Genomic DNA, 25,449 nt, shown 5'->3' on the forward strand with positions numbered 1-25,449 from the left:
GAGCACATGCTTTACACGCATGTGGTCGGGGGTTCGAGTCCCTTAGCGCCCACCATTTTTATTTTATGGCAGAAAATAGATTAAGGCAACAAGTGGTAAGGAATGAAAATCGCAGTTACAGGTGCTAACGGATTTGTAGGTAGTAACTTAGTTAAGCACTTTATTTCTCCGGCTAATGAAGTTAAAGCTATCATTCGTGCCAATGCTTCCACTGCCTTGATTCCGCGTGACGCACATATCGTAAGAGTGGATTATAATGATGTTCCTTCCCTTCTTTCTGCATTCACCGGTATAGATATAATAATTCACAATGCGGGAAAAACCAAGGCACTTGATGCCGAACAAATGTTCAATACTAATTTGGGAATAGCTGAAAAAGTAATTGAAGCGGTCAATAGAATTTCCGAGCAGTTGCAAATAATTTATCTAAGTTCCCAGGCAGCATCCCGTCCCAGCGTTAATAATATCCCTGTAAAAGAAGATGAACCGAGCGCACCTTTAACCTCTTACGGAAAAAGTAAATTGGCTGCAGAACAGGCATTCAGGGAAAAGTGCCGGAAAAATTACACTATTATTCGCCCCTGTTCCCTATACGGTTGTGGTGATAAGGATTTTTTGCAGCTTTTTAAAATGGTGGATAGAGGTTTTAGTTTCAAAATCGGGCATCGGGATAAGCTGTTAAATATGCTTTATATTTCTGAATTATGTAGTTTTATTGAGCTTTGTTTACATAATCCCGCGGCTTATTTTCAAACCTTTTTTGCTACCGATGGACAGGTCTATAAACAAAGCGATATTTTTACTTCCATTGCCAACGCCCTGAATAAACATCCACTGCAAATTACGATTCCGGAAAAGTTAGCCAAAGCTGTTTTTTACACAGGAGACCTCTACGGGCATCTTTTCCATAAAGAAGTGGTTGCCAATAAAGAGAAGATGAAAGAAATTCTGGCAGATAGCTGGCTGGCTGATATTAGTAAAGCCAGGAACATATTAGGATGGCAACCTGAAGCAAATTTGGCAAAAAATATAAAGGAGACCGCAACTTGTTATCGCACTTTGGGTTGGCTTTAATTTTCGGGGTTCTTATTCTGCCTTTAGGGGCTCAGGAAGTATTGGCTTCCGAAAATTTATCCGTAACTGATACGACTGCAATCAGCTCCAAGCAAATAGATAAAACGGAAATTGAAAATTGGATTTTAGCAAACAGAATTGATCTGGAGGAATCGGTTTTCAGTTCTGCTCCTTTACAGTTAGACCTCGGCGATTTATATCATAACGGCTATTTTTATTTGGGACGATATAATTTGGCGATGCCGGAAAGAAACGGTTTTGAGACATTCTCCGGTATTTTCTCCCCCGCTTTATACTATGCTTCGTTCAATTCGCTATATCCTTTTAAGGACTATCGCGGAACTGTAAATTTTACGAATAGAACCTATCCTTTTGCTCCTGTTCTTACTTCTGTGGATGCAGCTCTGGGTGATTACGATCATCATTATGCCCGAATTAACTTTGCTAAAAATGAACTATTTTCTTATTCGGAATTGGAATATCAGGGTGATTTACTATCCCAAAACGGTTTATGGTCAGATATAATATCTGCCGAGACCTCAATGAAACATCGTCTTTCCCGAAACGGAAAATTATTCAGCTGGGAAACCGAATATGCCAGCTGGAATAAAGATATTGCGATGAATGAACTGCTGCCGGTTTATTGGCAGCTGACAAATTTCAAAATTGCTTATAAATTGCAGCAGTTTTATGCAGCAGTTGGTTTACCCTGGCTAAAACTGAAAATGCTGCAGGAATCCGAAACCGCCTCTGCCACTGTTTTTGCTGAAAAATATAACCGCCAGTCAACCCGAATGCAACTAAACTCTGCTCAAAATTTTAATCTTTGGCAGTATCAGGCAATTTATGAACACTGCTGGAATAAAGGTGATAATGCCTTCAGCGGATTCTATAACGCTGAATTTTATGAGGATAAACTTGCTTTTTATTGCCGGATAAATAGCCCTTTACAAATAGACCTTAAAGGCGATTGGCTAAACTGGAAACGCGGCAGGTTATTCTCCGATGTCAGCTATTCTACAAGGACTTTTACTTTGGGTGCAAATTATTCCCGCTTGCTTGGAGAAGACCCTTCTCCTCTAAAAGTGAAAAACATTTATAATGCCTCAGAGGAATTGGATTTGATTGACATAGCTATGCGCCGTCAAGTATCTCTATACTGCAGTTGTAACTTTTTGCCTCTTAAGCCGTTAGTTTCCTTAGGAATTAAAGACATTGAACAAAAAGCGGATAGTACCTGGCTCAATGTTAAAGAGCAACAACCCTTTCTGCGTCTGACTATGAATGCTGATTTTTCCTGGAAAAACTGGGAATTTAATGCCCGTCCTGAATGGATAATCAGCAAATATTATGATAACTTAACGGAAAATCCCGAATACCGGTTCCAAAGCGTGCAACAGATAAAATATCATTTATTATATAATAACGCTATTGTGGCAGGTTGTGGATTTTACGGCAGCTCCGGATACTATGCTGCTAATGCTGTAAATCCTGTTTTAATTGAAGCATCCACGGTTTTTGATGTTTGGGCTGGAGTTGACATAAGCCGCTATTTTCAAATTCGTGCCGGATTTAAAAATATAAATTCCTCTTCCCTATATGGAGCTTATCCTGTTCCCGTTTCGGTTTTTGCCAAAGTTTTGTGGTTGTATTTGAATTAAAAAAAGTGCGGGAGTGCATAAGTGCTGGAGTGCAGGAGTGTTGGAGTGCTGGAGTTATTTGTAAAATGGCAAGTTATACTGTTTCTCTTGATTCTTTTATCCAGCCGGCAATGTAAATTCTTCATCCTATCCGCATTCTGGTTATTCTCAGTGTCTTCAGGAAAAAAAATAACCGAGGCATTGATGTGCTTGACAAAAATGCACTATTTATTTTGTATTGAATTTATTCAATAAATGAGGTTAACTAATAGGAAAATGAGAATATTTGAAACACACGCTCATCTGGATCATCCCGATTTTGATGCTGATAGAGAGACCATTATCAGTAAATGTTTTAGCAGCGGGATTGAATATATCATCAATGTCGCTTCCAATAAGGAAACCGCTTTCAGCTCTTTAGAACTGGCTAAAAAGCATTTGCATATATTTGCTACAGTTGGTTTTCACCCGCACGACGCAATGGATTTTGATGCGGAAGTAGTAAAAAAACTGGCGCGGGAAAAAAAGGTTTTGGCTATCGGAGAAATCGGATTGGATTTTTTTCGGAATTTATCCCCTTTTACTGTTCAGCGTGAGGTCTTTGATAATCAGGCACATTTAGCGATGCAATATGATTTACCGGTAATTGTTCACGATAGAGATGCTCACCAGGAATGTTTTAATATTCTTAAAAAGAACGGTGTGAAAGAGGCGGTCTTTCATTGTTTTACCGGTGATATTGTCTTTGCTCAACAGGTCTTGGATGAGGGTTGGATGATATCTTTTACCGGTAATATCACTTATGCCAATTCCAAACTGGATGATGTTATTCGTTTAGTGCCTTTGGATAGATTTATGGTAGAAACGGATAGTCCCTATCTGCCTCCCCATCCGCATAGAGGAAAAAGAAATTCTCCTTTATACCTGCCTTTAGTGGTGGGAAAAATTGCCGAAGTAAAAGAAATCAGTCCCAATGAAGTAGCCGAGCATTCTTTTGCCAATGCTTATCGTTTTTTCCGTATTCCTCCTGATCCTGTGAAGGCATCACATAAAAAAGCTGGACACAAGAAAGCTTAGTTATCTTTTGATTAAGTATATAGTTATGATTTAAGAGTTAAAGGATATATAATGAAAAAGACAGTTATCATTATCTGTTGCATACTATTAGCCATATCTCTGCAAGCGGGAAATTCCATTTTCGCTTTCTATGGTTTTCCTGTGCGAAATTACGGTAGAGACATTTACAGTATGGGAATGGGTGATACCGGAGCAAGTGATATTTTCCGCATTAATACTGGTTACGCTAATCCCGCAATGCACAATAGAAATAACTACACTCTGTTTTCTACTGGAATGATGATGGGTTATACAAAATACCAATCCGATTTGGAAGGTGAGAAACACAGTTACAGGGATGATGCTTTGGATTTTCCCTATTTCAACATCAGCATCCCGATAAATAGACATCGGCTCGGAATTCAATTTAATTCCTTAGCTTCCGGATTAGCTACCAATCAGAGAACTCTTTCTGATGGCTCTGTAGAATCGCAAACCAGCGACAAATATCTATATAAAGCCGATCTGATATATAGTTACAGCTTTAAAGATGTTAACCTGGGAATTAGTGCCAACTACTATTTCGGCCACGATAAGCGCTATTTTTCTCAGACGGGAAACTATTCTACTTTTGATACGCGGGAATCTCTGTTGATGGATTTTAAGAACCCCAGCTTTACAATTGGAGCCATCAAAATCTTTGATAAATACAGCATTGGCGCTCATTACTGTGCTCCCGTAAACCTGAAAGGTGAACTGATTCGTAGCTGCATTCACAATACTGAACCTGCCAAGGATTATGAGTATAAGCTTTCAGAACAGTATTGTGTAAGCACAACCGTTAAACCATTAAAACAATTTAAAATAGCTGCGGATATCAGTTTTGAACCCTGGAGCTCCATTTCCGATAGCTATAGAGATTGTTACAAAGCCGGTATAGGATTAGCTTATGAACCCGATACTAAAATTCATAAAAAGATATTTGTGAAGTTGCCTCTTAGAATTGGCGGCTCAATGCGTCAGCTGCCTTTTCGTGATAAAGATGGCAATGATATAGATGAAACAGCAATTAGCTGTGGCTTAACGCTTCCCTTAAAAAATGAGGTGGATAGAATTGATCTTGGTCTTCAATATCTGCAAAGAGGTGATTTGGCTAAAAATAAGCTTAGTGATAATTCGTTGATGCTGATGATTGGTTTCACCGGTTTTGACATTATCAGTAAAGCTGTGGATAGAACTTCTCCGCGTTATATACCTGAAAAAGAGGATGTTGAATGAAACAAGATGATGCAAGCAGTAATCAATGTTCTTCTAACGATTTAATATCCCAAATAATTAAGGCACGCGGATATGATGCTCAGTCATTGATAACAGACCTTAATCTGCTTCCCGATGAAACTCTTTTTGCCAATATTGACAAGGTGGAAAACAGAATTCGCACCGCCCTGTATGCTAACGAACCCCTGGTAATTTTTGGTCATGATGATCCCGATGGGATAACCAGCACCTTTATTTTGTATAACTTTCTTACTTCCTGCGGTTATCAAAAACACTGTTATTATATTCCCAATCGCAATCTCTTTCCTCATGGCATTCAAAGCGATTTTATAAACTTTGTTCGGGAAAAAGGTATTCGTTTAATTATTACAGTAGATAATGGTATTGCCGCTTACGATGGAGTAACCCAACTAAATGCAATGGGTTGCGAAGTAATCATAACAGATCATCATATCGTGCAACCGGATGTTTTGCCACCCGCATATACAATTATGAATCCTCAGCTGCCGGAATGTCAATATCCCTTCAAACAACTGGCAGGAGCAGGCGTTGTTTTAATGTTAATCAGATATTTAAGCCGTCTGTGGAATCATCCTGTTGAGCCCGTAAACTACTTCTGGACTGCAGTTGGTTCTTTAGCAGATAAAGTTCCGATGATTGGATTAAACAAAATAATAGTCCGTTATGTTTTAGAACATTTTGCCGAAATGCAGGATGAAACAGTTAACTTCTTGTTGCGTAGCTACAATCGCCTTAATACTCAAACGGATATATTCAATTTTCTGCATAATACGGCTCATTTAATTGCTAACGGTAGAGAAGCCGATGGACAGCATACAGCAATGCGCTTCCTTTTACAATCAGGAGAAGCCAAAGCTCAACTATTTGAAGAACTGGAACACCAGAAATATGAATGGGAAAGCGAATTGAACCGGATTTTCAAATTTATGGATACTTTGGCAACCGATTTTGTGGGTAACTGGTTTGTTTATTACGATGATGAAGATGTTATTCCCTACCCTTTATTAGGAACTGCAGCTACCTATATTGTCAATAAATTGCACATTCCCACTTTAATTTTGAAAAATCATAATGGCAATACTGTTTGCGAAGGCAGGTGCAGTGAAGATTTTAACATAATGAGTGCTTTCACGCATTGCAAAAAGCATTTAAAGCAATTTGGCGGTCATCGTCAAGCGGCAGGTTTTACAATGAGTTATAATCATTATGACGCTTTTCTGGAATGTTTCAATAACTACCTGCAGAAAAACTACTATCCTGATAATTCAGCTAAAATTAGTTATGATGCCGAAGCATTAGTAACAGACCTGAACTACGATAACTGGAGAAAACTGGAAATTTTGCTGCCTTGGGGACAGCTGAATCCTGAACCTACCATTTTAATTCGGAACACATCCAAAGCCGAGATTAATAGTTGTATCTCCTTGGATAATAACGGAAAAGAACTTCCCTCTAAAGAAAAAGGCGATGCCGTAGTTTTATGGAAGACACCTAATTTGGTTAAGGTCTTATCCTGGCAGCCGCATTTTAAGGAATGAATTCAATAAGAGGCATTAGCAGTTGATTGAACTTGGCGAAACCCTGAGAAAAGGAATTCATATCAGCAGTTTGATTATCCCGTTGGGCTATCGTTACCTGCTATCTTTTAACCGTGCCTGGGGTTTTTCTCTGTTGCTGATTGCTTTCTCCTTAAGCTTGGTAATAGAATTTTACCGTTTCTGGCAAAAGGACTTTCATAGAACCTTCTATCGCGTGTTCGGTATTTTACTTAGAAAGCACGAGTTAAGAAATTTTACAGGGGCTACTTATATGCTCTTTTCCGCTGTAATTTGCGTTGCTTTTTTCAATCCGTTGATTGCTTCTTGCGCTATGGCTTTTTTAACGATAGGCGATACTTTTGCTGCTTTGGTAGGCATCAATTTCGGTAAACGCTGGTTTAATAACCGTAATAAAAGTTTGGAAGGTAGTTTGGCTTGTTTTATCAGCTGTGCCATTTTTGGCATATTTTGGCTGGGTAATCCTCTGCTGGCTGTTTTAGGCGCTTTATCCGCTACCATAGCAGAACTTTGTAACATTCCTTTAGACGATAACATCAAAATTCCGATTGTTTCAGCTTTAGTGATGACCTTGCTGAGCATCTTTATTTAAAGATAAGGTAAATATGAAATTATCCTTTATTATTCCGATTTTAAATGAACAAGATTCCCTAAGCGAACTATATGACGAGATTTTACAAAACTGCGTAAGTTACGATTATGAGATAATCTTTATTGATGACGGTTCTTCGGACAACAGTTTTGGAGTTATGCAACAAATGGCTGCAAAGGACGAAAAAGTAAAAGTAATAAAATTCAGACGCAATTTTGGTAAAGCTGCTGCTTTACAGCTTGGTTTCACAATTGCCTCGGGTGAGATTGTTTTTACTTTGGACGGGGACTTACAGGATAATCCAATAGAAATTCCTCATTTTATAGAAAAATTAAATGAGGGCTACGATTTGGTTTCCGGTTGGAAACGCAAGCGCCACGATCCTCTGTATAAAACGCTTCCTTCCAAACTCTTCAATTTTGTTACAGCCAAGACCTTCCGCTTGAAGCTAAAGGATTATAATTGCGGTTTTAAGGCATACCGCCACCCTTTGGAAAAAGAATTAACCCTCTATGGAGAAATGCATCGTTATATCCCTGTTTTAGCACATTCTTTGGGCTATAAAGTAGGAGAAATTGCCGTGACTCATCGTCCGCGGAAATATGGAAAAAGCAAATATGGCAAAGAGCGTTACTTGAGAGGTTTTTTTGACCTTTTAACGGTGAAGATGATTACGCAATACAGTAAAAGTCCTTTATACCTTTTTGGTCGTATTGGAGTTGCATCTACATTGATCGGTATTATCATCGGTATTTATCTGGCAGTTCTCAAATTGTTTTACGGACAACCGCTTTCCAACCGTCCTCTCTTATTATTAGGTATTTTACTTATCATCGGTGGTTTGCAGTTTATATCTCTGGGCTTGATATCAGAATTGATAGTCAATCGCTTCCGACAAGGCAAGAAAACACTTATTTCTATCGCTCAATGTCTGAATATAGAAACCTCCCTTCCTTTGCCGGAAGAAAGTCAATCCTTGATAGATTAAAGGGACAAGAATTGATGAGAACATTATTTTCCCGTCTCGCCATCTTACATTGTCACTGCTAAGCTATGGATAAACTATCTGCTTTTTTTCTTTCCCGCTATCTTAAAGCTCCCAAGCGTAATATATTGCGCTTCAGTTTCATCTTTATGATTTTAGGCATTATCCTTTCGGTAGGGATTTTAACTGCCGGTTTGAACTTGTTTGAGGGTTATGAACGCACATTGAGAGATGTGCTTTTAGGTGCTTTTCCGCATATTACTGTTACTAAAGCAAATTTGCATAACATTGCGGTAAGCGAAACCGAGTTCTTAACAGCTAAGATAGCCAAGCAGAAAGAAGTTTTGCAAATAACTCCGCTACTTAGTTATCCTGTAATGACAGCAGGAGAAGAAAAAGTGCGGGGTGCATCTTTGAATGCTTACAATTTTAATAGCCAAACCCCTTTTCCCCAGGCAAAATATATCCAAAAAGGGAAAAAAGTTCCTGCTCCGGGTGAAGTTATTATTGGAAAATACCTGGCACAAGAATTGGGAAAAGACATTGGCGATACTCTAAAAGTGGTTTTCACCCGTTTAGATAATATCTCCGCTTTAGGAATTTTCCCTTCGGAATACTATTTGCCGATAGCAGGAATTTATAGCAGCGGATTCTATGAAACTGACCGCTCTTTACTCTTAACAAACTATTCCGATGCAGCAAAAATGCTTAACGATTATACAGGTTTCAGTAAACTGGAAATACGCTTGAAGGAACAGGATATAGATAGAGCAGCTGAAATTGCCCAACATCTTCAAACGGTTGCAGGACCGGAATATTCTGTTTATCCCTGGCAAACCTTCAGTGCGGGCTTATTGCATTTGGTAGCTATGGAGAAATGGCTGATTTTTATTATCTTCTGCTTTTTGGTTCTAATTGCCGGAATCAATGTTATTTCAGCTGTAGCTACTATTATTCTGGATAAAAGAAACCAGATTGCAGTTCTTAAAACTTTGGGCGCAAAGCCCTCCACAATTAAAAGAGTGCTCAGTTTTCAAGTAGGGCTTTCCTCTTTGCTGGCTATTATAGCGGGACAAATCTTTGGAGCATTGCTTTCTTTTATAATAGAAAAACAAAATTTCTATCGCTTGAAGGGGGATGTTTATTTTATTGATAGTTTACATACCAGTATCGTTCCTCTTAATCAATTAATTATTTTCGCGGTTTCCGCTACTCTTGTTTTTATTTGCATCTACTTTCCCTTAAAGCAAATAGATAAACTGGAGATTATTGAATTGCTGCGCAATCCTTAAGCGATTATATTATTAAAATGCCTATTTATTATGTTATAAGGAAATTATGATGATTTGTTTAGCCGGCTATGACCTTTGCAAAAGCTATATGGACAGCAATCAAACCCTGAATGTTTTACGCCAGGCAACTTTGGAAGTGCAGGAAACTGAGCTGGTTTGTATTACAGGACAATCCGGTTCCGGAAAAAGTACCCTTCTTCACCTTTTGGGCTTGCTGGATTCTCCAGATTCGGGACAGGTTATGATTGGTGGAAAATATATCGGCTCTAATACACCGGAAGCTGCTTCTATTCGCAATTTGGAACTGGGCTTCGTGTTTCAGTTTCACTATTTGATTGAAGACCTCAATGCTCAGGAAAATGTAGCGTTACCGATGATTATTTCCGGTGTAAGTTCTTCCCGGGCTATTAAAAAGGCAGCTGCTCTTCTAAAAGGACTTGATTTGGCAGAACGCATCACACACTATCCCAATCAATTAAGCGGAGGAGAACAACAACGCGTTGCTCTTGCCAGAGCTTTAATCAACAACCCCAAAATAGTTCTGGCAGATGAGCCAACGGGCAATCTTGATCCTGAGCATAGTAATGAGGTCTGGAATATGATTATAAAGCTCAATCAAGAACGAGGACAGACCTTTGTAATTGTTACTCACGATGTTGCTAATGCTGCCAGAGCTCAAGTAACCTATAATTTGAACGCAGGAAAACTGGAAAAGAAATAAACTGGATATATCGCTATGCCCAAAGCAAAAAAGTTTCTGATTTTTGTGCTGATTCTGTTATTGATCAATACCAGCTATTTTCTTGCCTGGTATGCTTTTGGCTTGCGCAATACTTTTAAAAATTATGTAGCCAGATATATAGGCAAATTAGTTAACGGCGAAGTTACTATTGGCGATTTGCATATTAGTGACCGTCAGTTATTGGCAAAAGATATTTGCTTTACTTCTGCAGATAGCACTACCAGCGTTAATGTTAATCGCTTAAGTGTTCAATATAACCTTACGCGTTATATTTTTTACGGTTTTAAAACCGATAAGCTAATCAGTGAAATTGAAATTTATCAACCCCTTGTGCATTATAACTATAAGTATAAACCTAAACCACCTGAAGCAAAAAAGCCACTACTCCTGCCCGATTTTGCCAAATATTTTAAGCATTTGCAACTAAGCGATGGAACTGCGGTAATTTCTGCTGCTCTTCCAGTTAAGATTTTGCAGGAAGGCGAATTAAATATCTCCGAAACACTTAAGGGGATAAACCTTTCTGTGCAGAATAAATCCGTTTCCAATGTTACTATCAATGCCCTCACAGCAAAAGGCGGAAAACTATCTGCTAAAGGGTTATTGGATAAAGGACGGTTGGCAGAGGTAAAAGCAGAAATTACATCTTTTAAACCTAATTATATTTCGCATCCGGATTTGCAAAGAGTCCAAACCGAAATTTCGCTGGTTGCATCGTTACAACAAGATACTTTAAAAGCACCGCTTAAATACAATGCCGAAGCACAAATTTGGGGAACAGAAATGCTGTTTGCCAATAATTATCCTGTGCTAATTCCTTATCTTTGGGTTAAATCAGATGGCAATAACTTAAGTTTATCTCTTTCCCGCAGTAATTTTGGCAGCAGCGATATAGAAGCAGAGGTTAATATCAGCAATTTAAGCCGTAAAATGAAATTTAACACTGCCAACATCGCTGCCAATATAGATTTGGGAATGTTGAATAAAGACCTTAAGGGCTTTGTTAATGCTAAAATTACAGGCGAGGGGACTATTGACCACCCGGAACTGGAATTAAACATAACTTCTTCTGAGGCAAGATATAAAGCTTATGCTATCAGCAATCTTGATTTAAACGGCAGTTATCAAAATGACGCCCTTCAATTCTCTATGTCCGAACTCGTTTTTGCTAATCAAATAATTTCCTGCACAGGAACCTTAAATCCATTTTCTCAAGCGCTAATTGCTCATCTGGAAACAAATCCTGTGAATAGAAAAGCCCAATCCTATCTGGTTGATGCCAATTTGGATTTATCTTTGGAATTATGGGGAAAATACCCTTATATAGATGCAGACATCAATCAGCTTTATGTTAATTACAATCTTATCAATTTGGCAGGTGTTACCGGCAAAGTTAAATTATTACCTCTTCCTGATGCTGATAATTTATATATAGATGCCAGTATAGCAAGCAATAACGGTTATGAAATTAAAGCTATAGGTGATGTCCTTGATCGTAATATTTTAGTTGACGCAAAATTTGACAGCATAGCCATTGCAGATATCTATTCTCATCCCCGGGTTATAGAATTAAATCCCTATTTGGATGGAGACCTGAAAGCTGTGATAACAGGTGAGAATATCGTTTTACAGACCCTTTTGGGGGTAAAACTGGATAAACCGGTACCTGTAAATACTACTTTGGATGCCTTGTGCAATTTTAACTATAAAAACAAAGAAGCAGCTTTACATCTAATCAGCAAAGACGGCTTGATGAATAATCAGCCCTTAAATCTTGAACTGGCAGCTTTCTTGAAAGATAACCGTATCTCTTTACAGGGTTTGAAGTTTAACGATATGCTAAGTTGCAGTGGAGAAATGAATCTTGCCAACTATCAGGATATGAATTTTGCCCTCAACCTGAAAGATATTAACTATTTGGATATTGTTCGCTACTATCCTCAGCTGGATATTAATCTGCCGGAATTTAACGGATTGAATGTGTTTGCCGAATATAATCGTGATCATCTGCAAAGTGTGAAAGCAAACATCTCTTTAGCATCTATAGACCTTTTAGCTGTAACTCCTTTTTCTCTTGTTTTAGGATTAGCCGGTCCTGTTGAAGATATAAAAGTTACAGGAAATATTCGTAGTTCCAATGCAAAAATTATGGATTTAGCAGGAAGCATCGGCATTTTACCGGAGCTGGATGTAAACCTGGATGCCTTTTTTACAGACCTCGCTTTGCAAAATGTTATAGTCAATTCACCTGTTAGCGCTATTCTGAATGGAGCTGCCGGAATTACATTTCATAAAGCTGAAACCCAGAAATCGGAACTGGAACTAAGAGCTGATCTAAACTCGGAACACCTTGTCTATCATAATTATTCCATAGATAAAATTATTATCCGGGGTAAACAAACACCTCGTATGTTATTTGTAGATAGTTTATTAGTTCAGTCAACCGGTCTTGCTGAACTATCCGGTTCCGGAGCAATTAGTTATAATGCGCTGAATAATGAATTCTTCCCGGGCAATGAACATTTAAACCTGAATGTTGAAGGAGAACTGTTTACCTGGCTGAAAAACCTTACTTCTTATATTCTGGAAGCAAAGGGAAAATCCTCTTTAAGTGTAAATATTGGCACCAACGAAGACCAGTTTCTGGTTTCCGGAGGAAAAATTAACATCAGCAATGGATTTATTCGCCTAAAAGACCAAACAGAACCCCTTTCCAACATCAATATTAGAGGCGGATTTGACAAAAATAGAGTTGTGATTGATTATGGACAAGTGCAAATGGGAGAAGGGAAACTTATCTTTAATAACATCTTTGAAGTAGATAATAGTGACCATTTTATGCTGGGATTTCTGGATTTAGGTATCTTCAGAGCAATGTGTGAAGAACCCGGAATTCTTATTAATATTCCCAAATATACAACTCCCCGTTCTCTAACCAAAGTTATTTTGCGCGGACAAAATAGCCGTTATGCTACTATCCGAGGTCCTTTTGACCAAATAAAAATCAGCGGTGAAGCAGTAGCTTCCAATACCAATGTTCTTTATCCTCCCGATACCGAAAACTTGCTCAATTTAGCTTCCTCAGTGCGCATTTCGGGGAAAAAAAATAAATCCGAGTCCAATCCCTTACCTTTTATTCTGGATGTAAAACTTATTGTAGGGGAAAATGTTAAATATGTAACCTATCCTGCTGATCTACGAATTGTTCCAGATGGATTTTTGCATCTGGCTTACGATGGTTTGGCTTTCATCGTTAAAGAAGCGTCGTTTGCTTCCGAACAAGGAACAGTAGATATTTTCGGCACTGTTTTCCAGGTGGAAAAAGTAAACCTGACCTTAGTTGATTCCCAGGATTTATTAGGACTGGAAGGTATTTTTTATAAACGAGCCCCTGATGGTTCTATGATAACTCTTTCCGCCATCACTTCTTCCGATTATACAAAGAGTTTTATGGAACGCTTGCAATTAAACTTAACCAGCGATAATCCTGAGGATAAAACTATCAGCCAAATTCTTGCACGCCTGCATTATACAGGTTCCGATACCCCCGATCAGACCCAGGGTGAAATATTGCAGGATGAGGCAGTAAACTTAATCTCAGGTAATTTGGATGCTTCTTTGTTCACTCCAATCTTTTCTCCCATTGAAAATTATATCCGCAGAACCCTCCATCTGGATAGCTTCACTATCAACGCAGGTTTTATCCAAAATCTCTATACTCAGTATGCCAACAACCCGCAACAATTTGCTGAATATACAGATATGAATCAGCTCAGTTCTGATATTGCCAAATTCAGCTCTTCCATTCTTCTTAATAACCTTTCAATTTCTATGAGTAAATACCTGGGCAGCAGTATGTTTCTGGATTATACTCTGGAATTGCAGGAGGCAACAAACCTGCAGAAACGCACCCGAATTCTGGTTTCTAATGAGGTCTCTTACCGGATTATTTTACCTCGTAATTACCGGGTTGCCTATACTTTAAAGTATGAAGCTCAAGAGAAAAAAACCAGCCACGAAATAATGTTGTCCAAATCATTCCGTTTTTGGGGACTATAATCACTGAACAATTGATTTTATACTTTAGCTTGCAATAAGTTAATTTGTAATAAGCGAAACCGTTACCTTTTTTTCCCCAGCGTATTATTCCCTGCCAAGTTGAATCAATTATGCTTCTTTAAACCTCCTTTAACGACTCCTTAACAAAGTTAAGGTATCGTTAAAGAATCGTTAAAGAGGCGTTAAAGAAGTGACCAGGCAACAAGAAGTTAGACATATCTGCAAGGCAATGTTATAAGTAAGGTTTTCTTACTAAGGGACTTTCGGGTAAAGTATCTTTTACTCTCCTAATTTTTACTGAACTTAGCGTTCAGACCATATTTTCGTCATTTTATGGTATTCCTCCTGGTTCTTTTATTCTCTTGTTCTAAAGTATCCTTGGTGCTTGCACTATTTTCCTTTGACAAAAAAGCAAGGTTCAAAAATAAAGGAAAAAATGATTATGTCCCGGGAGGAGATAATGCCAGATACAGTTAAAAAAGAAAGTGCTGTAAAAACCAAAAAAGCCCCTGAAATGGCTGATTTTTCCACCAGAGTTTCTCTTGTGGAATTGATTATGATTTTAATGCTGGTGGGTTTGGTATTTGTTTTTTACTTTGGAATGAAACAACTCCAAATTGATAAAGCCAATGAGGCAATAGCACAAAACAAATTTGAGAGCATAATCCCCAATTTTGAAAAAATAATAGCAGCTATGGAAAGTTACCGCAAAGCTGATGAATTTGGTGATTATCCCATCACTTTAGAAGAACTGAACCTGGGTAATGTTAGTAATAATGATTTTAAGTTTGAATACAATTACGACAGTAAAACCGTTACAGCAATTTCGCAACCCTCTTTCGGAAAAGAAGGAATCAAAGTTATTTTTAATCTCTCCGATAGAAGCTACACTGTAGAAGACCCGAAACCGGATAAAAAACCTACCGTAAAGGATGAATGGCTGCCACAAGAATAAACGGATTAAGAAGTTAACGAGCTAACAAGCGAAACCTATATTTCTAAATAATATAATTTGAGGGCAGAAATAGAGCTAGGATTTATTTGTACCCTTAGTGGTAATACTGGTGTTTTGTTACCGCAATTTTTCCGGAAAAACGATGTCCTCATCGTTTATTGGAAACACTGGTGTCTCGTTACCGCAATTTTTTCCGGAAAAACGATGTCCTCATCGGTTAGTTCTTACCCAGTTATTTTTAGGTGCAGACAAGGCAAAAAGAGAGAAAAAAAGAAACAGAGCTTGTATTTTCCGAGGGGTTTTTTGTACCGGCGCTCGCTGTAGCGCCGAATAAAAAACGGCGGAACGGCGTCCGCCGGTACAAAGAACGGCGCCGCTGGCTACACAAATTATCCCAGACCTATTAAATCCCTTCAATCCTTCCCATCCTGTTCATCCCACACCTATTAAATCCTTTAAATCCTAAAATCCTGAAATCCTTGTTTCAAAAATCCTCGTTTCTAAAATCCTATCAGCGTAATCTGCGTGAAACAAGTCGTCAGGCCTATGATTATCTTCAAAACTCTGCTTGTTATTCCAAAATTCCTTTTATCAACAGCGGTACCATTATTTCGTTATGTCCTACAAAATAATAACCTTTCCCTCCGTTTTCAACAGGTCTTTCTGCTACATTAACCTTCGCTCTATAGTGCACATTAAAATCAAACACAGCAGTAGTAAAATTCTGAACTTCGCCATAGATATTTCTGGCAATTGTTAACGCCTTCAAAAAGACCTCCGGAACAATCACTGCCGAACCCAAATTCAGAAACACCCCTCCCCCATTCAGTTTAGAAACCATTTCTGCAAAAATCCGAAAATCCCGCATTGAGCAATCACCAATTGCCTTTCCTTCTGCATAAGGACTTTGATGAATGATATCTGTTCCGATAGCAACTTGCACACAAACAGGAATTTCTAAGCGGTAAGCGGAAGCAAGCAAAGAAAGTTCTTTATTTTCTGCCTTTGTGGAAAGTTCTTTGCCAATTGCTTCTCCTAAACCCAAGCCCTCATTGAAACCCTTATTAATAGCATTGTTAATACCTTTTGCGGTCTCTTCTGCCATTCCAAAAGAGCCATCTGCTAACGCAACAGATACATCTTCCGAGGTCTTGCCAAAGCAGGCAATTTCATAATCATGAATTACTACGGCACCGTTACATACAAATGCCGAAACAAAACCTTCTTCCATCATTTCAATCAACAAAGGAGCTAAACCGCATTTGATAATATGCCCCCCCAATCCAATTATAATCGGCTTTTGGTTTGCTTTGGCTTTTTTACAAGTAGCAATAAGTTCTTTCAGGTTCTTAGCAGCAAGGATATCGGGAAGGCAATTCAGAAACTCCGAAACCCTTACTTTTCCCTTTTGGGCAAAGGCATTTTTATTTACTTTGCTATAGCGTTGGTCAATAGGATAGGTCTTAATTTTCTGCAGGTCTATTTCTTTGTATTTGCTCACGGTAGCGTTCCTCTTCACTAAATATACAACCACAGTATTGTTGACGATAAAATCCAGCTTCTTTTGCTAATCTTCTACCCTCCCACCACAAGGGTCTCCAGTCCTCATAGTAAAATTCAATACCGTATTTAGCGCTCATTTTTAATGCAATATCCACAATCAGTTCGTGTTTTTGGTATTTACTGTAAAGCAGTGTAGTGCTAAAAGCTTCGTAACCAAGTTCTTTCGCTTTTTGGGCAACAGCATTCAAACGGCTTTCGTAGCAATATGAACAGCGATTTTCAATATCTTTCAGCGTTGCCTGCAAGAAATTCACCAGACCGTATTCATCCTGTTCAATCAGGTCTATATTTTCTTTAGCAGCAAATTCCCGCAAGGTCTCACGCCTTTTTTGATATTCCAAAAGCGGATGAATATTAGGGTTAAACCAAAATAAACTTAGCTCTTTGCCTTCAGCTCTCAGCTTATAGTATGGAGCTATCAAACAGGGTGCACAACAGCAATGCAGTAAAAGTTTCGGTTTTAGCATAATGAACTAAATCCCTCTGCAAATTTAACAGCAGTTCTCTTTTCCCTGCTTTAACAGCTTCATTTTATCAGTATTCCTTCAACAGATTAGCGGCAACAATATTTCTCTGAATTTGATTGGTGCCTTCATATATTTGCAAAATCTTGGCATCGCGCATCATCTTTTCCACGGGATATTCTTTCATATATCCATATCCGCCTAAAATTTGCACCGCATCGGTAGTAACCTTCATTGCTACATCGGAAGCAAAATATTTGCACATAGCGCTTTCTTTGGAGTAATTTCTGGCTCCGCTATCAATCATTCTTGCTGTTTGCATCACTAAAGCCCTTGCCGCTTCAATTTGAGTTGCCATATCTGCCAACATAAACTGAATTCCCTGAAAACTGGAAATGGGTTTGCCAAACTGCTGTCTTTCTTTGGAATATTTTATTGCTGCTTCAAAAGCTCCGCGAGCAATCCCTACGGATTGAGACCCAACCATTGGACGCGATTTATCAAAAACCTTCATCGCAGTGATAAAACCTGTCCCTTCTCGCCCAATCAAATTATCTGCCGGAACTTTACAGTCCTCAAAAATCAGCTCTCTGGTAGCGGAGGCACGAATACCCATTTTGTTTTCTTTTTTACCAAAATTAAAACCGGGAGTGCCTTTTTCCACTAAAAAGCAGGAACAACCACGCGCTCCTTTGGTTTTATCCGTCATCGCAAAAACACAGTAAATTCCTGCTTCTCCCCCATTAGTTATCCATTGTTTTGTGCCATTTAAAAGATAATAATCGCCTTCCTTTTTGGCAGTGGTTTCAATCGCACCTGCATCACTACCAGCATTTGCCTCTGTTAAAGCAAAAGCAGCAAGTTTTTCTCCGGCTGCAATTTGTGCCAGATATTTCTGTTTCTGCTCCTCACTTCCGGCAATTAAAATAGGATACATCCCTAAACCGGTTGCTCCAAATGCTAAAGAAATTCCGGCATCCACAGCACAAAGCTCTTCTGTAACTACTGCCAAATCAGCAACTTTGCCACTTATCCCGCCATATTCTTCCGGAATTAAAATAGCGAAAAGATCGCTTTGTTTCATCACTTCTACAATATCCCAGGGGAAAATACCCTCTTCATCATACTTTTCAGAAACAGGTCTTATTTTTTCTTCTGCAATCCGGCGCGCTATTTCCTGCATTTCCAATTGTTCTTCAGTTAAAAAGTAGTTCATTATGTAACTCCTATATTATTCTATGTATTATATATTATTACATTAGGCAAAAATTCGCTGAAACTGTCAATCTATTTTTTCCTTCCTAAATTACAGTTCAACATTAGCAGAGGCGTCCTGAAAAAAGTGGGGGGCTAAAATTATGGACACCTCTCTTCTTCTTTGGGCAAATAATAATCTGTGTGCTTTATCTATTTTACTATAATCTTCCCTTTTGCTTTTCCGCTACGGTAGAAATATAACCCGCTTCCTATTCCTTTTCCTTCAAGGTTTATACTTTTTTCCCCTCTTTGAACAGGAACTTGTAACACTTTCTGTCCCCGCAAATTATAAACTTCCAGTTCTCCGAAGTAAGCATTATCTGTTTTGAAATTGAGGATACCATCCTTATTTACCGGATTAGGATACAATGATATTTGGGGCAAAGGCAATTCCTCATCGGAAACAGGAGTTTCATTGCTATAATAACAAATATCGGTTGGGGTTAAAGCAACCGTCCATTGGGAAACTGGCTGCCAGTTATTATTCCTTAAATATACAGTTCCATTTTGACTCCAGGGAGTATAAAGAACAGCAACACAGTCATTTGAACCGCTTATCATTATCCCTCCAGGAGTTAAAGGATTATTGCTGTTATTCAAAATCTCCAGGGTGGAAGCATTATAAGAATATACTCCGCTGTTATATCCCTCTCCCAAATAAGCAATTCCTTGTGGGCTAATCCACACACTCCAAGGGTTGCCTCCAATTGTAAGACGGTCTATGCGTTCATCGGTTACGGAATCAATAATATCCACAGCTCCGGAAATGGAACTCCAATTACCGGTGCAAACAATATGCAGTTGAGAGTTAAAAACATATAAATCCTGAGGATTCGTCCACACAGGAATGGTTTTTATTACACTGAAAGAATTCAGATCAATTACAGAAACGCTGCTATTGGCATAACCACTGGCATAGCCACCTGTATTACATACATATAATTTTCCATTACAGACCTCCAAACCTTCCGGGGCGGTGCCAACTGTAATCTGATCTACCACAGTCCAGCTTTCCTGACTGATTTTATAGACCTTATTGGTAAACATTCCGCTCACATACAGATAACCATTATTCTCTACTACATCCCAGGGATTGGAACTGGAGGCAATAAAAATATTACGGATAGTTGTTCCACTATTTCTATCTATCATCTGAATGCTGTTAGCTCCGGAAAGAACCACATAAATATAATCATTATTCACTTTCAGCATATTCGGAGTTAACCCTAATTGCGTAAAATTGTTAATCACAGTTCCTGCTTCAGTATCAATTCTGCTAAGGGTGCGGGATTCGGAATTTACCACATAAATATAATCTGCTTGCAGAAAGGCAACACAGATTACAGGGAGTAGAAGAATTAATAAGAACTTTTTCATCATATCCTCATATCATTAAAATAAAGGGTCTTCTAAAAAATACGGCAACCCGTGAACCAATATAAAATAATCTGCTTTTGTGTCAAATCCCAATCTATATTTTTCCCAGTTTTTACTTGACGGCATCCCCTATAATTTGACATCGCTATAATATGCGAATTAGCTAAAAAGTAATAACTTGCAGTTTATGGCAAGGAATGATTTTTTATAAAATAGAGGAAAAGAATGGATAGTAGAGATGAAATAGTGCCTGATGAAGAGCTGAAAGCCATTATAGAAGAAGTGGCAATCGGATTTTATGGGATATTATTTGATTATGTAACAGAGGAATATGATGCTTCTTTATTTGAGGTATATGATGCCATTGATTACAGGGATGTGTATATTCAGCAGGCATACGAAAGAGGGCTTTTAAGTGACGAACAGATAAAGGAAGTGAAGGAGATAGATGACTATATTTTGCAACATAAAATGCCTGATGCTGTGCGGGAATTTAAAGAATGGCTGAAGACACATACCCTGGAAGCTGATAAGTTAAAAAAAACCAAGTAAAAAGAACATTTAGAACGGATGGTCGGGATTTGAACACGGTTAAAAGAAAAAATAAATAAGGCGTAAGAGTTGGGTTGACCAGGAGGTCAACCCTCCGGGGAAAAAGGGTGGTTGACGAGGAGGTCAACCCTCCGGGAAAAGGGTAGGTTGACCAGGAGGTCAACCCTCCGGGAAAAGGAAAAAGGCATAAGAAGTGGGTTGACCAGGAGGTCAACCCTCCGGGAAAATGCGGAGGAACAGTGTCCTCCGACTACACTTTTATTGTAAATTGAGGAAATATTGGATAAAGTCCTTGCGGAATTTGTTTTCTATATTTTGGGAAAGAACTTTTAAAGCCCGAGAAGTAGCTTCCTCAATAGTGGAACCACCTTGTTCCGTTTTATCCACAAAGGCAAAGAGGTTTTTTTCTCCATAATTGAAAGAAATATTAAGGCGGAGAGGTTGGAAAAATTGTTGTCCCAGGGTTTTAGACGGCTCGGGATGCACTACAGCGACAATTTGGTATTCAGAGTTATCTTTTTCCTGCAAGCCCATTTGGTTTATAACATTTTTCAGCGAGGCGTCCAAAATGCCTGAAGAATCGCCGGTAACTCTAATCTGCAAGGGAATATCACGAGCCATAGAAGTTCTTAATTCCATAAGTTCCTGCAAGCTATGAAACGGCTTTAAAAGAGTGCCGGAATCGCTTGCCAAGGCATTATAATAAGTATAAGCATCTTGTGTTTGTTGCAGTTTATCAATAGCGCTCAAAATTCCGGCATAGCGAATGAGGGGATTATCATTCTTTCCCAGGCAGTTTTCAATAAATTCCTCGCAGTCGTCAATTTCATTTCGGTATATGTTCTGCACGGCGATTTTATCCATCACAGCTAAGGCATAGTAAGTTTTAGTTTTAGGGTCTTGCCAGGTTTCTTTTATTTGGGTATATTTTATAGTCCCTTCCGCAATTGCCTTAATGGAAGAAGAGGTTTCGCTGCTTGTTTGGGAACCTGATAAGGAGCTTTTTTCGCTTTCCATAGTTTTTGTAACGGCAATAACGCGAGTTTCAAAGAAGCCGGCAATATTTTTCAGTGCCTCATTTTGTGCGTTATTAAGTTCTTTTGCCATTCCCAATCCGCAAAGATAACGGTTTGCAGGGTATAGTGAATAGGGCTGAGCAATCCATTCCGGTCTTTTCTTTCCTGCGCATAAACAAGAAACTATCATTAAGAGAAAAGTAACCGACAAGACGATTTTTTTAGGTGGTCTCATAGTTTATCCGTTTACCTGAAGCAGGCAGAGTTTTAATTCCCTCTCCTGCAAGAAAATGGTTATTTTGCACATAAGCCGAATCCTGTGTTTCACTGGAATAAATTATCGGTAACATCTTTCGGAATATCAATATTTTGAGTTCTGGCAATAGCAATAAAATCGCTAATAGTTCTCAATTGATTAGAAAGCAAAACAGGAAGCCCTAATACCACATTCGTAGCATAAGGAATATCTTTAACATACATAACGGCATCTATTCCTTTAGCGTTTTTAGCTTCATTTATAAACATCCTGGAACTTTCCAGAATGGTTTTTCCCCGCACAATGGAGCTGGCAAGATAAATGAAGCCGCTTAAAAAATAGACCTTTTGCGATTCGCTTAATTGAGCTTTATTTGTTTTCAGGTCGTCCAATTTGGCTTTCAGGGTTTCCGAAATTTCAGCATCGCTACCTTCCAGGTTTCCCGAAAGCAGGGATTTACCTTCCGCTTCCACTTTCACATATTCCTGACGCATACCTAAAGAGGTAGTTACCATTTCTTCCGCTATTTTAGATTCCCCTTTTGCCAGTTTATAGTTCAGGTTAATAATCTTAAAATTAGTCGTCTTCGGCATTAACAGTGCCCCTGCAAAGGATTCCAGAGAAAGCAAAGGCAGTTTATTATAATATTCCGGATTATCCAGCTGAGTATCATCCAGAAAAAGCTTTGTTTCCTCTTCCTTCTTTTTCTTTTTGGCTTCAAGACCTGAACAGCTAATTAATAGCGTAAAAATACAGGTTAAGATTAGTAACCGGTGGAGGGTTCTCATTAAATTCTTTAGTTTAGCTTCCAAGCTTTACGCGTAATTGGTCAACCAAATCCTGAGAGGCATTTTTTGCCGCTTCAATTAAAGCATTCGTTTTAGCTACGGTCGGATTTGAACCCACCCCGCTGAATTGATAAGGTCCTGCACTGCAAATTTTTACAGCGAATTTTTTGCGCAGGTCTAAAATATAACCGTTTACTTTTACATATACCTTACTGCCACCCGTAACAGGATCAATTTCTTCTCTGCCCACATCCAGCATAGCTACTGCCAAAAAGTCCAAACCAGCTTCGCGCGCTATATCCGTTGCCTCTTTTTGAGTAGATGAAGAAACTTCATTTAAAGCGGCAAAATCGTAGGCAAATTTTTCGGGTAGAATCCCCACTTCATAAGTTGGCACTACTTCAAAATTGGCTTTATTAAAGACCTCGGTAACTTTGGCATCAATTTCTCCGGGATTATAGATGCGGTATGATATTCCTTCACTCGCGTTAGTAACTGATTCCGAATACATTACAGATTTGCTGGTAGAGCTCTTTTTGCTGGCACTGATATCGGCTTGACTGCTTGCCCTAAGTTTATCACTATCGGAAAGCTCGGAAGTAGTTTCTCCGCTTGTAGAAACAGAACCGGAAGCGGCAACATCGGATTTGGCGGAAAGGTCTTTTTTCACCGTTTTTCCCTGACTTTCCACAGCCGCCACTTCTCTGGCTACATACACAAAGCTTAAGTAAGTTGGCTTAGCCATTTCCATCACACCTTTCATTTTCTCATTGATTAAGAGGTCTAATTGCACATCATCAATGGTAACTTCCATCAGTTGTTCCCAAACGCCATTAACATTTTCCCCGTTGTTTAAGACATTAACTTCCAGAATATAGTTATCTATATTTTTCTCAATTTCGGGCAGCAGTTCGTTGATTAGCTCTCTTCTACGGCTGTCTTTTTCGGAAGCATATTTCTTGATGGCTAAGACCTTCGCGTTATAGGTAGCGGTTTTAATTTCTTCCGGTTTCGGTTTTTTCCTTTTGGTTTCAACCGTGCCTTTCACTTTAACTTTAATTGCTGCATCCAGATAAGTATAGGAAAACAGCAAAGTAATGCCCAGCAGAATGATAGTTAATAGTTTGCGCATTTTTTTAAGATCCCCTTCATTAGTTTTTTATCTTCTTTCAGCGTTGCCGGAATTTTATCCGATAGCGTTAAAAGTAAAATTTCGTTATAGTTATAGAATTCATTACCGATTCTCTGACCGCTTACGGTTTGTTTGGCAGCACCATTTTGAATAATTTGTTTCCAGTATTCCTGATTAAATTCTGCATCGTAAATTCGCATTTCCAGTTCCACCCCATAGAGGTCAACTCTTTCAGCAGGTGTTTCTTTATGCAGCTTTTTCACAAAACGCAAAACATCCACATCTATATCGTAACTGGAAGGCGGTATAGTAAAGTTTTGCATTTTAGCATCGGAAAAGGATAGTGACATTTTATAGGATAAATTGCTGCGTGAATAGGGCAGAACGGTTAAATTCATTTTGAAAGCCAATGCCTCTGTTAAGTGCTGAGCTACAAGAGCCGTGTATGATTCCAGGTTTGCCTTGGTTCCAAAAGAACCCAAATAGGGCAATGCTTCTTCCTTGAAATTGATATTGGTAACTTTAATCGTGAGCGAACCGGAAGAACGAAGATAGATATTGCGGCGGTTGCTATCCAGCTTCTGCAAAATATTCTCGGAATAAAGTTTTTTAAGGGTTTGAACAATTGTTTGCCTATCCGGTTTGCCATTATAAAGATCTATATAAGTAACAGTTATAGGATAGGATTGTAAAACGGTGAAATCAGCAAAATCCATAATGAAAACAGTGCAACCAAGATTATAAATTGCCTTGGTTTCTTTTTCATAATATTCAAAAGCAACCTCTTCCCTATTTAAAGCAATTGCCAGAGATAGAGTTCCCTGCGTGGTATTAGCTATATCCAAAGAGAAATTACCCAAGCCGGGATTGGCGGAAAAATAATCGTAAAACAGCTTATCCAGATAGGACTGACCTGCTTTATTATCCTGCAACATTTGTTGCGTGTAAGGATAATTTGTTTCTATATCGGCATAATTTCCGCTAAAACAAAAGCCGGCATATTTTACTAATTGTTCCGCAAATAGTAAATTCGTTGCCAACAGCAACAGGAACGCTGTAACTATATGTTTACACATCAATCTTTTATATCTCCTTGCTCAGGTTATAGACCTTTGGTTAGCATATATTTTCACAATCTTTTTACTATTATTTCTGTCAAGAACTTTGATGAGATTCAGACCGTATTTCGTTCCTAATAAATCCCGGAATTTTCTCAGTATCCCTCCGATATGACTCCCGTATCTTTCCCATATCGCGATATGGGCACGATACGGGAATCTCATCCGCAGCATAACGCAAAAAAACAGGTTCTTGTTTGTTTTGACTCTAAACCGATTCTTCTGTGGTTTGCAACGAGATGCAGAGGTAACAGGAAATTTTATTCTCTGCTTTTAACTGTCAAAGCTGTGAGCGTTTTGACTCTAAACCGATTCTTCTGTGGTTTGCAACGAGATGCAGAGGTAACAGGAAATTTTGTTCTCTACCTTTAACTAACAAAGCTGAAGCTCGGTTTAGAGTTAAAACAAAAATTCGCTCCGAAACAACAATTTCTGAGCAATTCCAACCTAACTCTGAAAATGTGAAAAAGGACATTCTTTCACAATTGTAGAATTTGAGGGGTTGGAAAAGCGAGGTTGCCTGTGCGCAGAATTCTTGTTTTAACTCACAATTTTGAAGTTTGAAGACCAGTAATAATCTGGTTGTAAGTGTTTACAATTTATGGTTTGTGGATACAGAGTTGGCAGTGGCAAAATTGTAAGTCAAAACAAGCTGTTTGTTTTGACTCTAAACCGA

At 38.6% G+C, this 25,449-nt stretch carries 21 protein-coding genes; 12 read left to right on the forward strand and 9 right to left on the reverse strand.

What is annotated here, in order from left to right:
* The first annotated feature begins 102 nt into the window (after positions 1 to 102).
* The 11 genes from PLE33_07820 (at position 103) to PLE33_07870 (ending at position 15,250) form a co-directional block, all read left to right on the forward strand.
* A complete protein-coding gene (locus PLE33_07820) occupies positions 103 to 1,074 on the forward strand; it encodes an NAD-dependent epimerase/dehydratase family protein (protein ID HPS61152.1) in 972 nt (323 codons plus the stop codon).
* The gene (locus PLE33_07825; GenBank protein HPS61153.1) at positions 1,047 to 2,735 is read left to right on the forward strand and encodes a hypothetical protein; all 1,689 of its coding nucleotides are present in this window, start codon (positions 1,047 to 1,049) and stop codon (positions 2,733 to 2,735) included. Before PLE33_07820 ends, PLE33_07825 begins: the two co-directional genes overlap by 28 nt.
* Before the next feature lie 255 nt (positions 2,736 to 2,990).
* A complete protein-coding gene (locus PLE33_07830; protein HPS61154.1) occupies positions 2,991 to 3,791 on the forward strand; it encodes a TatD family hydrolase in 801 nt (266 codons plus the stop codon).
* Positions 3,792 to 3,842: 51 nt separating this feature from the next.
* Positions 3,843 to 5,048, forward strand: a complete 1,206-nt coding sequence (locus PLE33_07835; protein HPS61155.1) for a hypothetical protein — start codon at positions 3,843 to 3,845, stop codon at positions 5,046 to 5,048.
* On the forward strand, positions 5,045 to 6,607 hold the full coding sequence (locus PLE33_07840; protein HPS61156.1) for a DHH family phosphoesterase: 1,563 nt from the start codon (positions 5,045 to 5,047) through the stop codon (positions 6,605 to 6,607). The genes PLE33_07835 and PLE33_07840 overlap by 4 nt, the downstream gene beginning before the upstream one ends.
* A gap of 22 nt (positions 6,608 to 6,629) precedes the next feature.
* Entirely contained in the window at positions 6,630 to 7,217 is a 588-nt protein-coding gene (locus PLE33_07845) for a phosphatidate cytidylyltransferase (GenBank protein HPS61157.1), read from the forward strand.
* A gap of 13 nt (positions 7,218 to 7,230) precedes the next feature.
* Complete coding sequence (locus PLE33_07850; GenBank protein HPS61158.1) at positions 7,231 to 8,205, forward strand: glycosyltransferase family 2 protein; 975 nt, start codon at positions 7,231 to 7,233, stop codon at positions 8,203 to 8,205.
* Between the two features lie 65 nt (positions 8,206 to 8,270).
* Complete coding sequence (locus PLE33_07855; protein ID HPS61159.1) at positions 8,271 to 9,494, forward strand: ABC transporter permease; 1,224 nt, start codon at positions 8,271 to 8,273, stop codon at positions 9,492 to 9,494.
* A 49-nt stretch (positions 9,495 to 9,543) separates the two neighbouring features.
* Complete coding sequence (locus tag PLE33_07860) at positions 9,544 to 10,215, forward strand: ABC transporter ATP-binding protein (GenBank protein ID HPS61160.1); 672 nt, start codon at positions 9,544 to 9,546, stop codon at positions 10,213 to 10,215.
* A 15-nt stretch (positions 10,216 to 10,230) separates the two neighbouring features.
* Entirely contained in the window at positions 10,231 to 14,295 is a 4,065-nt protein-coding gene (locus tag PLE33_07865) for a hypothetical protein (GenBank protein HPS61161.1), read from the forward strand.
* Between the two features lie 460 nt (positions 14,296 to 14,755).
* Positions 14,756 to 15,250: a hypothetical protein gene (locus PLE33_07870; GenBank protein ID HPS61162.1), complete on the forward strand. Its 495-nt coding sequence runs from the start codon at positions 14,756 to 14,758 to the stop codon at positions 15,248 to 15,250.
* Positions 15,251 to 15,821: 571 nt separating this feature from the next.
* On the opposite strand, the gene PLE33_07875 is transcribed toward PLE33_07870, so the two are convergent.
* From PLE33_07875 to PLE33_07890, 4 genes are all read right to left on the reverse strand, one after another.
* A complete protein-coding gene (locus PLE33_07875) occupies positions 15,822 to 16,751 on the reverse strand; it encodes a deoxyhypusine synthase family protein (GenBank protein HPS61163.1) in 930 nt (309 codons plus the stop codon).
* The gene (locus tag PLE33_07880; protein ID HPS61164.1) at positions 16,714 to 17,280 is read right to left on the reverse strand and encodes an epoxyqueuosine reductase QueH; all 567 of its coding nucleotides are present in this window, start codon (positions 17,278 to 17,280) and stop codon (positions 16,714 to 16,716) included. Before PLE33_07880 ends, PLE33_07875 begins: the two co-directional genes overlap by 38 nt.
* 67 nt (positions 17,281 to 17,347) lie before the next feature.
* Positions 17,348 to 18,493, reverse strand: coding sequence for an acyl-CoA dehydrogenase family protein (locus tag PLE33_07885; GenBank protein ID HPS61165.1), 1,146 nt, complete (start codon positions 18,491 to 18,493; stop codon positions 17,348 to 17,350).
* A gap of 191 nt (positions 18,494 to 18,684) precedes the next feature.
* Positions 18,685 to 19,911: a T9SS type A sorting domain-containing protein gene (locus tag PLE33_07890; GenBank protein ID HPS61166.1), complete on the reverse strand. Its 1,227-nt coding sequence runs from the start codon at positions 19,909 to 19,911 to the stop codon at positions 18,685 to 18,687.
* Positions 19,912 to 20,136: 225 nt separating this feature from the next.
* Between PLE33_07890 and PLE33_07895 the strand changes: the two genes are divergently transcribed.
* Positions 20,137 to 20,463 (forward strand): hypothetical protein, encoded by a 327-nt coding sequence (locus PLE33_07895; protein HPS61167.1) that lies wholly within the window; start codon positions 20,137 to 20,139, stop codon positions 20,461 to 20,463.
* Positions 20,464 to 20,721: 258 nt separating this feature from the next.
* Here PLE33_07895 and PLE33_07900 read toward each other — a convergent pair whose 3' ends face one another.
* From PLE33_07900 to PLE33_07920, 5 genes are read right to left on the reverse strand one after another with little or no spacing between them, the layout of a single operon-like run.
* Positions 20,722 to 21,714: an LPP20 family lipoprotein gene (locus PLE33_07900; GenBank protein HPS61168.1), complete on the reverse strand. Its 993-nt coding sequence runs from the start codon at positions 21,712 to 21,714 to the stop codon at positions 20,722 to 20,724.
* Positions 21,701 to 21,829, reverse strand: coding sequence for a hypothetical protein (locus PLE33_07905; protein ID HPS61169.1), 129 nt, complete (start codon positions 21,827 to 21,829; stop codon positions 21,701 to 21,703). The genes PLE33_07900 and PLE33_07905 overlap by 14 nt, the downstream gene beginning before the upstream one ends.
* Entirely contained in the window at positions 21,804 to 22,523 is a 720-nt protein-coding gene (locus PLE33_07910) for a hypothetical protein (GenBank protein ID HPS61170.1), read from the reverse strand. Before PLE33_07910 ends, PLE33_07905 begins: the two co-directional genes overlap by 26 nt.
* A 13-nt stretch (positions 22,524 to 22,536) precedes the next feature.
* Positions 22,537 to 23,655 carry a hypothetical protein gene (locus PLE33_07915; protein HPS61171.1) on the reverse strand — a complete coding sequence of 373 codons (1,119 nt, stop codon included), beginning with the start codon at positions 23,653 to 23,655 and terminating at the stop codon, positions 22,537 to 22,539.
* Positions 23,640 to 24,731: a hypothetical protein gene (locus PLE33_07920; GenBank protein ID HPS61172.1), complete on the reverse strand. Its 1,092-nt coding sequence runs from the start codon at positions 24,729 to 24,731 to the stop codon at positions 23,640 to 23,642. Before PLE33_07920 ends, PLE33_07915 begins: the two co-directional genes overlap by 16 nt.
* Positions 24,732 to 25,449 lie beyond the last annotated feature (718 nt).

The sequence above is a fragment of the Candidatus Cloacimonas sp. genome (genome assembly GCA_035403355.1).
Lineage (GTDB): Bacteria > Cloacimonadota > Cloacimonadia > Cloacimonadales > Cloacimonadaceae > Cloacimonas.